General features: G+C 53.9%; 10 protein-coding genes. 6 read left to right on the plus strand and 4 right to left on the minus strand.

Translation table 11 applies throughout. The features are described 5' to 3' along the window. Positions 1-8: 8 nt before the first annotated feature. The 3 genes from gsiA to GHC22_RS15680 all read right to left on the minus strand — a co-directional run bounded on the left by gsiA (position 9) and on the right by GHC22_RS15680 (position 3,812). On the minus strand, positions 9-1,880 hold the full coding sequence (gsiA, locus tag GHC22_RS15670; RefSeq protein ID WP_057067350.1) for a glutathione ABC transporter ATP-binding protein GsiA: 1,872 nt from the start codon (positions 1,878-1,880) through the stop codon (positions 9-11). Then, positions 1,867-2,832 carry a beta-aspartyl-peptidase gene (gene iaaA / locus GHC22_RS15675; RefSeq protein WP_153753448.1) on the minus strand — a complete coding sequence of 322 codons (966 nt, stop codon included), beginning with the start codon at positions 2,830-2,832 and terminating at the stop codon, positions 1,867-1,869. Before iaaA ends, gsiA begins: the two co-directional genes overlap by 14 nt. Positions 2,833-3,023: 191 nt before the next feature. Next, positions 3,024-3,812, minus strand: a complete 789-nt coding sequence (locus GHC22_RS15680; RefSeq protein ID WP_153753450.1) for an aminoglycoside adenylyltransferase family protein — start codon at positions 3,810-3,812, stop codon at positions 3,024-3,026. A gap of 174 nt (positions 3,813-3,986) precedes the next feature. On the opposite strand from GHC22_RS15680, the gene moeA reads away from it, so the two are divergent. Next, entirely contained in the window at positions 3,987-5,222 is a 1,236-nt protein-coding gene (gene moeA, locus GHC22_RS15685; RefSeq protein WP_008784221.1) for a molybdopterin molybdotransferase MoeA, read from the plus strand. After that, complete coding sequence (moeB, locus tag GHC22_RS15690) at positions 5,222-5,971, plus strand: molybdopterin-synthase adenylyltransferase MoeB (RefSeq protein WP_153753452.1); 750 nt, start codon at positions 5,222-5,224, stop codon at positions 5,969-5,971. The genes moeA and moeB overlap by 1 nt, the downstream gene beginning before the upstream one ends. Positions 5,972-6,056: 85 nt before the next feature. Here the strand turns inward: moeB and fsa are convergent, their stop codons facing one another. Beyond that, positions 6,057-6,719: a fructose-6-phosphate aldolase gene (gene fsa / locus GHC22_RS15695; protein ID WP_153753454.1), complete on the minus strand. Its 663-nt coding sequence runs from the start codon at positions 6,717-6,719 to the stop codon at positions 6,057-6,059. A gap of 132 nt (positions 6,720-6,851) precedes the next feature. On the opposite strand from fsa, the gene GHC22_RS15700 reads away from it, so the two are divergent. From GHC22_RS15700 to GHC22_RS15715, 4 genes are all read left to right on the plus strand, one after another. Next, positions 6,852-7,751, plus strand: coding sequence for a glycyl-radical enzyme activating protein (locus GHC22_RS15700; RefSeq protein WP_008784219.1), 900 nt, complete (start codon positions 6,852-6,854; stop codon positions 7,749-7,751). A 5-nt stretch (positions 7,752-7,756) separates the two neighbouring features. Further along, positions 7,757-10,189 carry a glycyl radical protein gene (locus tag GHC22_RS15705; RefSeq protein ID WP_153753456.1) on the plus strand — a complete coding sequence of 811 codons (2,433 nt, stop codon included), beginning with the start codon at positions 7,757-7,759 and terminating at the stop codon, positions 10,187-10,189. Positions 10,190-10,413: 224 nt separating this feature from the next. Next, a complete protein-coding gene (locus GHC22_RS15710; RefSeq protein ID WP_153753458.1) occupies positions 10,414-11,229 on the plus strand; it encodes a Cof-type HAD-IIB family hydrolase in 816 nt (271 codons plus the stop codon). Positions 11,230-11,381: 152 nt separating this feature from the next. Continuing rightward, entirely contained in the window at positions 11,382-12,644 is a 1,263-nt protein-coding gene (locus tag GHC22_RS15715; RefSeq protein ID WP_153753460.1) for a DUF1479 domain-containing protein, read from the plus strand. Positions 12,645-12,656: the final 12 nt, after the last annotated feature.

The raw sequence follows: 12,656 nt of genomic DNA on the forward strand, positions 1-12,656 counted from the left end.
CCTGCCTGTTATAAACGCGAAAGCGCATTTTCTGGTAGCGGACGCGCAACATAATGCCCCGGACCAACTAACTGGAGTGATACGGGGGAAATCTCTTCGCCACGTTTACGAATATTGCTGGGGATATCGTCCGACAACAGCACACGCTGGGGCCGGTGATGGGATGGATCGGCGACCGGAACTGCCGCCATCAGCTTGCGAGTGTACGGATGTTGCGGATTTTCAAACACCGCCCGCCGGGTGCCTATCTCAACGATCTGCCCAAGATACATCACCGCCACACGGTGACTGATCCGTTCCACCACCGCCATATCGTGGGAAATAAACAGGTATGCGATACCCAATTCTCGCTGTAGGTCGAGCATCAGGTTGATGATTTGCCCACGAATTGAAACATCCAGCGCCGAGACAGATTCATCGGCAATAATCACTTTGGGATTGAGCGCCAATGCCCGTGCAATACAGATACGTTGACGCTGACCGCCGGAAAACTCGTGCGGATAGCGCCAGGCATGCTCAGGTAGCAAGCCTACACGTTCCAACAACCATGCAACCCGTTTTGATCCCGCATCGCCCTGCAATAACCCATGTACCCGTAGCGGCTCCAGAATGGAATATCCCACGGTCTGGCGCGGATCGAGCGAGGCATACGGATCCTGGAAGATAAACTGAATATCCCGACGCAGCGGCTGCAACTTGCTGGCAGCAAGGGTATCAATACGCTGTCCGTTGAAAATGATTTCCCCACGCTGAGACTCAACCAGGCGCAGCAGCGCCCGCCCGGTGGTGGATTTCCCGCAGCCCGACTCCCCCACCAGCGAGAGCGTTTCTCCTGGCCACAGGTCAAAACTGACGTTTTCCACTGCATGCACCTCGCGAGTCACGCGATTTAGAATACCGCTGCGCAGAGGAAAACGCGTCACCAGATTGCGTACCCGTAGGATAGGCTCGCCTTCAACCACGGTGTCCTGCTCGGTCTGCGGTTCTACATGACTGGGATCGTGCAATGAAATGAGCGGGAAACGGCGCGGAAGCTCATGCCCGTTCATCGCCCCAAGCTGCGGCACGGCTGCCAACAGCGCTTTGGTATAGGGATGCTGGGGAGCGTGAAAAATTTGTTCAACGCTGCCGGTTTCTACCGCCTCGCCCTGATACATCACCAGCACGCGGTCTGCAATATCCGCCACAACGCCCATATCGTGGGTTATGAAGATCACTCCCATCGACATATCCTGCTGCAACACTTTTATCAGTTGCAGGATCTGCGCCTGAATGGTGACATCCAGCGCGGTCGTCGGCTCATCGGCAATTAAAACCGCAGGGCGACACGACAGTGCCATGGCAATCATCACCCGCTGGCGCATACCGCCGGAAAGCTGGTGTGGATAACGCGATAAAATCGCCTTCGCCTCGGGGATACGCACCTGATCGAGCATCCGCTTCGCTTCTACCATCGCCTCTTCATGGCTGGCACCCTGGTGCAAGCGTATAGACTCGGCAATTTGCTCGCCCACGGTAAACACCGGATTGAGCGATGTCATAGGCTCCTGGAAGATCATCGCGATATCCGCACCGCGCACGTGACGCATTTGTGATGCGCTCTGTTCACCCAGCTCAATAACCTGCCGGTTGCGGCGTCGCAGCAGCATTTCATCGCAGCTTACCTCGCCGCCTGCTTGTTCAATCAGATGCATCAGCGACAAGGCCGTTACCGACTTTCCTGAACCGGACTCACCAACAATCGCCAGCGTTTCGCCACGCTTCAGGCGAAATGACAGATTACGCACTGCGCTGACACGTTGCTGTTCCTGTTCAAAGGCAATATTCAGATTGCTGACTGCCAGCACGTCGCTGGCATCAAGCTCATCACTGTGTGGCAACGCTATCTCCTTTTTCCCGATAAATACCGGTGGTTGGCGTATCGCCTGCATATCCCCAGGCGCGGTACATGCCTTCGCTATTAAACGGCAAGGCGACATTGCCCTCATGATCGATAGCAATTAAACCGCCACTGCCGCCAAGCGCCGGTAATTTTTCCATCACTACGCGTTCACACGCTTCGGATAAACTCAGGCCGCCATAGTCCATCAACGCCGCAATGTCATAGGCCGCCAGCGCACGAATAAAGACTTCCCCGGTTCCGGTGCAGGAGACTGCCACACTTGCGTTATTGGCATAACAGCCTGCGCCGACCAACGGACTGTCCCCCACCCGACCTGGAAATTTGTTGGTCATCCCCCCGGTCGATGTTGCGGCCGCCAGATTGCCAAACATATCTAACGCGACCGCCCCCACGGTACCCATTTTGTTGTTTTCATCCAGCGGGCTCGCGCTATGGTCCAGTACCGTTTCACCCGCTGTTCGCGCCGCCAGTAGTTGAGCGTAGCGTTCTGGCGTCGAGAAAATATCCGCTGATACGCGCTCCATACCCTGCGCAATGGCAAAGTTTTCAGCCCCTTCACCGATCATCATGACGTGTGGGCTGTGTTCCATTACCAGGCGCGCCGCGAGAATCGGATTGCGTAAATGGCTGACTCCGGCGACGGCTCCCGCATTAAGCGTGTTACCGTCCATCACGCAGGCATCCAGTTCATGAGTTTCATCACGGGTATACACCGCGCCAATTCCGGCATTAAACAACGGACACTCTTCCAGTAAGCGCACGGCTTCGGTCACCACATCCAGTGCGCTACGACCGTCTTCAAGCATCCGCTGGCCGGTTTCAACGATATCCGACAGCGCCTGTATATAACGCAACTCTTGCTCCTGGCTCAGCTGCGAACGGGTGATAGCCCCTGCGCCGCCGTGAATTGCAATGACTGCTTTACCCATTTTTTTCGTCCATTAGGTGGCAGGTACCGGGGTTATAAATATCAGAATTTCTGTGACTTATTGATTCGATTTTTGAATATAGAAAGATGCAGACGTCATGTAAAGGTTAAGGCCCGTACCTCACGCCCCATCCCATCAGGTTATTTAGATGAGTTAAACAGAAAGAGTTTCTTCCAACATCGTTGAATATATTATTCAAGCCGATCGGCAATCTGTTTTTTTGCATAAAACACAAAGCGTTCAACAGATGGCATAGACGCAGCCCAGTTCTTTTTGGTTAACCCCAGGTATTCTGCACGTGCGGCTTGCAGCGTATCAGCATACTCATCGGGTAATTGCGGTATAAGCCAGGAGGCGGCTTCATCTTTAGCGACAATATTGCCCGTAACTACGCTGTACCAAATACGCGCCAGAGTAAGGATGATATTTCGCTCGTCACCCTCTAAATCGCCCGGTTTCTGCCACATATCAAGGATATGCCGAAACGTTTGCACGACATCGCTAAAAGGGATGACGTTGAATAACGTCTCAGCGGGTTCACCGAACAACGCTACGCTGACGCGCCGGGCCTGGGTCAGCAGGATCGAAAGATCAGGATCCACCTGTCTCGGTTCAACAATTCCCGCGCGAATATCGTCACGCAACCATTCGCCAAATTGCATTTCTCTTGACGGTGGGAATTGCCACGGCATAAGTTGTGAATAGACCACGATGGTCACTTCCAGCGCCCGATAGCTATCAACGCTGCCAGGCGGTGCTGATATTTCCAGAAACCCCTGCATCAGATCTTTTCTTTGCCGGGTATTCAGTGGCAGCCTAATGGTAACCAGTAAATCGATATCGCTTTGGGGCTTTAAGCCACCTTCAACAGCAGAGCCATACAAATGAACAGCAACCAGGTCGCCCTCTATAATCCGCGCAATCAGTGCACTGGCGGCATTCACCTGTTGTCGAATTGAATTCGGGATAGTCGCAGCCATTTAGCCTCCTGGAAAAAAGCAGAAATAATGAGTCTATACTGCATTTTTCCTGTAGCGCTATTCTCTGGCAGAAAACCTGTCTCAGATCGGATCCTAAGCCTGAGGTAGCATACTGTCCGCGTCCATTTTCTGACATAATGAGCGGATTCGATTTTGCCCCGCAGGAGTCTTCTCATGGAATTTACCGCCGGACTGATGCCGCTTGAAACGGCTCTCTCTCAGATGCTTTCGCGTATTACCCCACTCACCGCCGTCGAAACGCTGCCGCTGGTTCAATGCTTTGGCCGCATTCTGGCCACCGACGTCATCTCCCCGATTGATGTGCCGGGATTCGATAACTCGGCAATGGATGGCTATGCGGTGCGATTAGCCGATTTACAATCAGACCAGCCTCTTGCGGTGGCTGGCAAAGCCTTTGCTGGTCAACCATTCCACGGCGAGTGGCCTGCGGGAACCTGCATCCGCATTATGACCGGTGCCCCGGTGCCTGCCGGTTGTGAAGCGGTGGTGATGCAGGAGCAAACAGAACAAACTGACGACGGTGTGCGTTTTACCGCCGAGGTCCGCAGCGGACAAAATATTCGTCTGCGCGGTGAAGATATAGCAAACGGCGCGGTGGTATTCCCTACCGGAACTCGTCTGACAACCGCCGAGCTTCCTGTTCTGGCCTCGCTCGGCATTGCCGAAGTACCGGTCGTTCGCAAAGTTCGCGTGGCGTTGTTCTCCACCGGTGATGAGCTGCAACTGCCGGGTCAACCGCTGGGCGACGGGCAGATTTATGACACAAACCGTCTGACCGTTCACCTGATGCTGCAGCAGCTGGGCTGCGAAGTGATCAACTTAGGAATTATTCGCGACGATCCAAACGCGCTGCGAGCCGCATTTATCGAAGCCGACAGCCAGGCCGACGTCGTCATCAGCTCTGGCGGCGTTTCGGTAGGCGAAGCGGATTACACCAAAACCATTCTGGAAGAGCTGGGAGAAATTGCCTTCTGGAAGCTGGCCATCAAACCCGGTAAACCGTTCGCGTTTGGTAAACTGAGCAACAGCTGGTTTTGCGGCCTGCCGGGTAATCCGGTTTCTGCGGCCCTCACCTTTTATCAGCTGGTGCAACCGCTGCTGGCGAAACTCAGCGGCAACACCGCCTGTGGGTTACCTCCGCGCCAGCGCGTGCGCACAGCCTCACGCCTGAAGAAAACGCCAGGGCGTCTGGATTTTCAACGTGGTGTATTGCAGCGTACCGCGGAAGGCGAACTGGAAGTCACCACCACCGGACACCAGGGCTCGCATATTTTTAGCTCCTTTAGCCAGGGCAACTGCTTTATCGTGCTGGAGCGCGATCGTGGTAACGTTGAGGCCGGAGAATGGGTTGAGGTCGAGCCGTTTAACGCACTGTTTGGAGGCCTGTAATGGCGGAACTCAGCGACCAGGAGATGATGCGCTATAACCGGCAAATCATTCTGCGCGGCTTCGATTTCGAAGGTCAGGAAGCGCTCAAAGATGCGCGGGTACTGGTCGTTGGTCTGGGGGGACTGGGATGCGCAGCAACCCAGTACCTTGCGGGCGCTGGCGTCGGGCATTTAACCCTGCTCGACTTTGACACGGTCTCCGTGTCGAACCTCCAACGCCAGACGCTGCACAGCGATGCAACCGTCGGGCAACCCAAAGTGCTATCCGCCCGTGACGCGCTAGCGCGGATTAACCCTTATATCGCCATTACGCCGGTGAATGCGCTGCTTGACGATAGCGAGATTCACGCGCTTATTACCGAACACGATTTGGTGCTGGACTGTACGGATAACGTCAGCATCCGCAATCAGCTGAATGCCGGATGTTTTGCCGCCAGAGTCCCGCTGGTTTCCGGTGCAGCTATTCGCATGGAAGGACAAATTACCGTATTTACATACCAGGACGGTGAGCCCTGCTACCGTTGCCTGAGTCGTCTGTTCGGTGAAAATGCCCTGACCTGCGTAGAAGCCGGAGTGATGGCCCCGCTGATCGGCGTGATCGGATCGTTACAGGCGATGGAAGCCATTAAGCTACTGGCAAACTACGGTAAACCGGCATCCGGAAAAATCGTCATGTACGATGCCATGACCTGCCAGTTTCGCGAAATGAAGCTGATGCGCAACCCGGGGTGTGAGGTTTGCGGGCAGTAAAAAAGTCGGGTGGCGCTAACGCTTACCCGACCTACAACGGCTCCAACGTAGGCCGGGTAAGCGTTAGCACCACCCGGCAACAGCATCAGATCGACGTGCGACCGAATGCGCTCTGCCAGTCGTGCTCAAACTTCGCGACGGCAGCATCAACCGCCGGAGAGCTAATCATCTGCTGAGCAACGTCCAGCGGTAGCGTGATGGACTCGCAGCCCGCCAGCAGACAATCCAGTGCCTGACGCGGTGTTTTAAAACTGGCTGCCAGTACTTTGGCGTGCGGGGCATGCATTTTCAGTAACGTCTGCAGGTCGGCCACCGTCTGAATGCCATCCCCTCCTTGCGCATCCACGCGGTTAACGTATGGCGCAACGTATTCCGCACCCGCCAGAGCAGCCAATAACCCTTGAGCAGCACCGTATACCGCGGTACCCAGCGTCGGGATCCCTTCTTCTTTTAGAAGCTTAATCGCCGCCAGACCTTCTGCCGTCACTGGTACTTTGACCACGATATCCGCAATGATTGTCCGCAGTTTACGCGCATCGCTGACCATACCTTCGGCGGTCGTCGCCATCACCTGAGCAAACAGACGCCCTTGCCCTCCCATCGCTTCCTGCAGTTGCGGCAGTAGTACTTCCAGCGTCTGGTTCCCTGCCGCCACAATGCTCGGGTTAGTGGTCACCCCTGCCAGCGGGAAAATGCGCGCCAGAGCTTTTACCGCATCAACATCAGACGTATCTAAATAGAGTTCCATAACCTTTCCTCAAACGAATAATTAGCATGAATAAAAGGTAGCACGGCGAAACCTCACGGTTAGTTGACGCATGTCAATATAACTTTCATTCGAAAGTAATTTAATCTTTATACGAAAGAAAAGAGGTCGCTTATGATTTTCAATATCCAGCGCTACTCCACGCATGATGGCCCCGGTATTCGTACCGTGGTGTTCCTTAAGGGATGCTCCCTGGGCTGTCGGTGGTGCCAGAATCCGGAAAGCCGCGCCCGCACGCAGGACCTGCTATATGACGCGCGTTTGTGCCTCGACGGTTGCGATCTCTGTGCTCAGGCTGCACCCGCGGTGATTGAACGGGCGCTGGGCGGATTACTTATTCATCGCGAAAAACTGACCGATGACGCTCTCACCGTACTGACCGACTGCTGTCCGACTCAGGCGTTAACCGTCTGCGGAGAGGTAAAAAGCGTGGACGATATCATGGCGACCGTATTGCGAGATAAACCGTTTTACGACCGCAGTGGCGGAGGCCTCACCCTGTCCGGCGGTGAACCGTTTATGCAGCCAGAGCTGGCAGCTGCTTTGCTCAAAGCCAGCCACGACGCAGGCATTCATACCGCAGTGGAAACCTGTCTGCATGTCCCGTGGAAGTATATTGAACCATCATTACCTGACGTCGATCTGTTTCTGGCAGATCTAAAACACGTTGCAGATGCGCCGTTTAAACAATGGACCGATGGGCGTGCCTCTCGCGTACTGGAAAATCTAAAAAAACTGGCTGCCGCCGGTAAAAAAATGATTATCCGCGTACCGCTGATTCAGGGATTCAACGCAGACGAAGCCGCTATTCAGGCCATTACCGATTTTGCCGCCGATGAGCTTCACGTCGGTGAGATCCATTTTTTGCCCTACCACACCCTTGGCATCAACAAATACCACTTACTCAGTCAACCCTACAACGCACCGGATAAACCGCTTGATGCGCCAGCACTGCTCGAATTTGCCCAGCAGTACGCCAGCCTTAAAGGTTTAACCGCGACCCTACGAGGATAATCGCCATGACCACTCTGAAACTGGACACACTCAGCGACCGTATCAAAGCGCATAAAACGGCCCTGATCCACATCGTGAAACCACCGGTTTGTACCGAGCGCGCCCAGCACTATACCGAGATGTATCAGCAACACCTGGATAAGCCTATCCCGGTACGTCGCGCACTGGCGCTAGCCCATCATCTGGCGGAACGCACCATCTGGATCAAACATGACGAACTGATCATTGGTAACCAGGCAAGCGAAGTGCGTGCCGCGCCTATCTTCCCGGAATACACCGTCTCGTGGATTGAAAAAGAGATCGACGACCTCGCCGACAGACCGGGCGCAGGCTTTGCGGTAAGCGAAGAGAACAAACGTGTATTGCATGAGGTGTGCCCATGGTGGCGTGGTCAAACCGTGCAGGATCGCTGCTACGGGATGTTCACTGATGAGCAGAAAGGGCTGCTGGAAACCGGTATTATCAAAGCCGAAGGTAACATGACCTCCGGCGACGCACACCTGGCGGTAAACTTCCCGCTGCTGCTGGAAAAAGGTCTCGACGGCCTGCGTCACAAAGTCGATGAACGTCGCTCCCGCATCAATCTGACATGTCTGGAAGACCTCCATGGCGATCAGTTCCTGAAAGCGATTGATATCGTGCTGGAAGCCGTCAGTCTGCACATCGAGCGCTTTGCCGCGCTGGCACGTAAAATGGCATCCATGGAAACCCGCACCAGCCGTCGAGATGAACTGCTGACCATGGCGGAAAACTGCGATGTGATCGCCCATGAACCGCCAAAAACGTTCTGGCAGGCATTGCAGTTATGCTATTTCATCCAGCTGATCCTGCAAATTGAATCAAACGGTCACTCGGTGTCGTTCGGTCGTATGGATCAATACCTCTATCCGTTCTATCGTCGTGACGTTGAACTGAACCAGAGTCTTGATCGTGAGCACGCTATTGAACTGTTGCACAGCTGCTGGTTGAAACTGCTGGAAGTGAACAAAATCCGTTCCGGCTCCCATTCGAAAGCCTCAGCGGGTAGCCCGCTGTATCAGAACGTGACCATTGGTGGTCAAAACCTGGTCAACGGCCAGCCGATGGATGCCGTCAACCCGCTCTCCTACGCGATTCTGGAGTCCTGCGGCCGTCTGCGTTCTACGCAGCCAAACCTGAGCGTGCGTTATCACGCGGGGATGAGTAATGACTTCCTTGATGCCTGCGTGCAGGTGATCCGCTGCGGTTTCGGGATGCCAGCCTTTAACAACGATGAAATCGTCATATCGGAATTCATTAAGTTGGGCATTGAACCGCAGGATGCCTATGACTATGCGGCCATTGGGTGTATCGAAACCGCCGTTGGCGGGAAATGGGGCTACCGTTGCACCGGCATGAGCTTTATTAACTTTGCCCGCGTGATGCTGGCGGCACTGGAAGGTGGGCGCGATGCCACCAGTGGCAAAGTCTTTCTGCCACAGGAAAAAGCGCTCTCGGCTGGTAACTTCAACAATTTCGACGAAGTGATGGATGCCTGGGATACGCAGATCCGCTACTACACGCGTAAATCCATAGAAATTGAGTATGTCGTCGACACCATGCTGGAAGAGAACGTGCACGATATTCTGTGTTCCGCGCTGGTAGACGACTGCATTGAACGGGCGAAAAGCATTAAGCAAGGCGGCGCGAAGTATGACTGGGTATCGGGTTTGCAGGTGGGTATTGCCAACCTCGGTAACAGCCTGGCAGCAGTGAAGAAACTGGTCTTTGAACAGGGCGCTATTGGTCAACAACAGCTGGCCGCCGCGCTGGCCGATGATTTTGACGGTCTGACCCATGAGCAGTTACGCCAACGACTGATCAACGGCGCGCCGAAATACGGCAACGATGACGATAGCGTTGATACGCTGCTGGCCCGCGCTTATCAGACCTATATCGATGAACTGAAACAGTATCATAATCCGCGTTACGGACGTGGCCCGGTTGGCGGCAATTACTACGCCGGGACCTCATCTATTTCGGCAAACGTGCCGTTCGGCGCAGCAACGATGGCAACGCCGGATGGCCGTAAAGCACACACTCCGCTGGCAGAAGGCGCAAGCCCGGCTTCCGGTACGGACCATCTCGGCCCAACGGCGGTAATTGGTTCGGTGGGTAAACTGCCGACCGGTTCGATTCTCGGCGGCGTGCTGTTAAATCAGAAGCTCAACCCGGCCACGCTGGAAAATGAATCCGATAAGCAAAAGCTGATGATCCTGCTGCGTACCTTCTTCGAAGAGCACAAAGGCTGGCATATTCAGTACAACATTGTCTCCCGTGAAACGCTGCTGGAAGCCAAAAAACACCCGGATCAATATCGTGACCTGGTGGTCCGTGTAGCAGGTTATTCCGCCTTCTTCACTGCGCTTTCTCCGGATGCGCAAGACGACATCATCGCGCGTACTGAGCATATGCTGTAAACAATATTGTCGGCCGGATGAGATTCCACACCGCCATCCGGCACGCTAACCTCCCCATTGCCGGATGCGCTGACGCTTATCCGGCCTACAACGATTCTCCCCGTAGCCGGGTAAGGCGAAGCTACTACCCGGCTTTTTACTTTCATTCGAAATTAAATTTGTGCTACAGGTCACATTGTTATTAGAATGTTTCTGGTTGCAGTAATCGCCAGGAGCCTATCTTTATGACCATCAAAGTTATCGTCACCGATATGGACGGAACTTTTCTCGACGACGCCAAGAAATACGATCGTGCACGTTTTATGGCGCAGTATCAGGAACTGAAAAAACGAAATATCGAATTTGTCGTGGCCAGCGGCAACCAGTATTACCAGTTGATCTCCTTTTTCCCGGAGCTTAAAGACGAAATATCGTTTGTCCCTGAGAATGGCGCGCTGGTTTATGAGCATGGCAAGCAGCTGTTTCACGGCGAGCTTACCCGCCACGAATCCCGTATTGTCATTGGTGAACTGCTAAAAGATAAGCAGCTCAACTTTGTGGCTTGCGGGCTGCAAAGCGCTTACGTTAGCGAAAATGCGCCGGAGTCCTTTGTCGCATTGATGTCAAAACACTACCATCGCCTGAAACCCGTAAAGGATTATCAGGATATCGACGATGTGCTGTTCAAGTTCTCGCTAAATTTACCGGACCAACAAATCCCATTGGTTATCGATCACCTGCATGCTGCGCTGGACGGCATCATGAAGCCCGTCACCAGCGGCTTCGGGTTTATCGATCTGATCATTCCGGGCCTACATAAAGCCAACGGGATCAGCCGCCTGCTTAAACGCTGGAACCTGTCACCGCAAAACGTAGTCGCCATTGGCGATAGCGGAAACGACGCGGAAATGCTGAAAATGGCGCACTACTCTTTCGCCATGGCCAACGCGGCAGAGAATATCAAAGCGATTGCTCGCTATCAGACCGACGACAATAACCATCAGGGCGCGCTGAACGTAATTCAGGCTGTGCTAGATAACACCTCCCCTTTTAACGTCTAATCCTGCCAACCGGGGTATCCCTCATCCCGGTTTTCACCCTTTTTCTATTTTGCTCACTCCATCAAGTTTTAAACTTGCGTTAACTAAATTTTAACTTATATTATCATTTGTAAGTTAGTTAAGTTTCGAATGAAAGTTAATGCGAGGTGGATATGGCTTTTACTTTTACCAGCGACACGCTACCCGCCGATCACAAAGCGGCAATCCGGCAGATGAAACAGCAACTGCGGGCACAGCTTGGGGATGTTCAGTTAATCTTCAATCAGTTGAGCGATGCTATCACCACCCGCGTGGCGGAAATCAACGCCCTCAAAGCGCAAGGTGCCCCGGTGTGGCCGGTGATATCTTATGCAGATATCAAAGCGGGCCACGTAAGTGCAGAGCAGCGTGAAGAAATTAAGCGTCGCGGATGCGCAGTCATTAAAGGTCATTTCCCTCGCGAACAGGCTCTCGGATGGGACAGCTCAATGCTGGACTATCTGGACCGCAACCACTTTGACGACGTCTATAAAGGACCCGGCGATAATTTCTTCGGTACTCTGAGCGCATCACGGCCTGAAATCTACCCCATCTACTGGTCCCAGGCGCAGATGCAGGCCCGCCAGAGTGAAGAAATGGCCAATGCACAGTCGTTCCTCAATCGTTTGTGGACCTTTACAAGCGAAGGTAAACAATGGTTTAACCCGGATATCAGCGTTATTTACCCTGACCGCATTCGCCGTCGACCGCCGGGAACCACGTCTAAAGGGCTGGGCGCGCATACGGATTCCGGCGCGCTGGAACGCTGGCTTCTTCCGGCATATCAGCAGGTCTTTGCTCATGTTTTCAATGGCAAGCTGGAAGATTACGATCCGTGGCAGGCGGCGCATCGCACTGAGGTAGAAGAGTACACGGTGGATAACACCACCAAATGTTCGGTATTCCGTACCTTCCAGGGCTGGACTGCACTGTCCGATATGCTGCCAGGTCAGGGATTGTTGCATGTGGTCCCTATCCCTGAAGCGATGGCGTATGTGCTGTTACGCCCATTGCTTGACGATGTGCCAGAAGATGAACTTTGCGGCGTTGCGCCCGGCCGGGTGCTGCCGATTTCCACGCAATGGCATCCTCTGCTGATTGAAGCGTTAACCAGCATTCCACAACTGGACGCCGGAGACTCCGTCTGGTGGCATTGTGATGTGATTCACTCCGTCGCACCGGTGGAAAATCAGCAGGGTTGGGGTAACGTGATGTACATTCCTGCCGCACCGATGTGCGAAAAGAATCTGGCCTACGCCCACAAAGTGAAGGCCGCGCTGGAAAAAGGTGCGTCGCCGGGTGATTTTCCACGGGAGGATTATGAAACTAACTGGGAAGGACGCTTCACGCTGGAGGATTTGAATATCCACGGCAAACGCGCGCTGGGGATTGTTTAATTTTATATACCC

The sequence above is a fragment of the Citrobacter sp. H12-3-2 genome (genome assembly GCF_009649895.1).
In the GTDB taxonomy this organism is placed as follows: Bacteria; Pseudomonadota; Gammaproteobacteria; order Enterobacterales; family Enterobacteriaceae; genus Citrobacter; species Citrobacter portucalensis.

Bases quoted from the DNA above. Each gene is read 5' to 3' on its own strand.
- moeB (WP_153753452.1), top strand. From the start codon at position 5,222: ATGGCGGAACTCAGCGACCAGGAGATGATGCGCTATAACCGGCAAATC.
- GHC22_RS15680 (WP_153753450.1), bottom strand. From the start codon at position 3,812: ATGGCTGCGACTATCCCGAATTCAATTCGACAACAGGTGAATGCCGCC.
- GHC22_RS15700 (WP_008784219.1), top strand. From the start codon at position 6,852: ATGATTTTCAATATCCAGCGCTACTCCACGCATGATGGCCCCGGTATT.
- iaaA (WP_153753448.1), bottom strand. From the start codon at position 2,832: ATGGGTAAAGCAGTCATTGCAATTCACGGCGGCGCAGGGGCTATCACC.
- GHC22_RS15715 (WP_153753460.1), top strand. From the start codon at position 11,382: ATGGCTTTTACTTTTACCAGCGACACGCTACCCGCCGATCACAAAGCG.
- moeA (WP_008784221.1), top strand. From the start codon at position 3,987: ATGGAATTTACCGCCGGACTGATGCCGCTTGAAACGGCTCTCTCTCAG.
- GHC22_RS15710 (WP_153753458.1), top strand. From the start codon at position 10,414: ATGACCATCAAAGTTATCGTCACCGATATGGACGGAACTTTTCTCGAC.
- fsa (WP_153753454.1), bottom strand. From the start codon at position 6,719: ATGGAACTCTATTTAGATACGTCTGATGTTGATGCGGTAAAAGCTCTG.
- GHC22_RS15705 (WP_153753456.1), top strand. From the start codon at position 7,757: ATGACCACTCTGAAACTGGACACACTCAGCGACCGTATCAAAGCGCAT.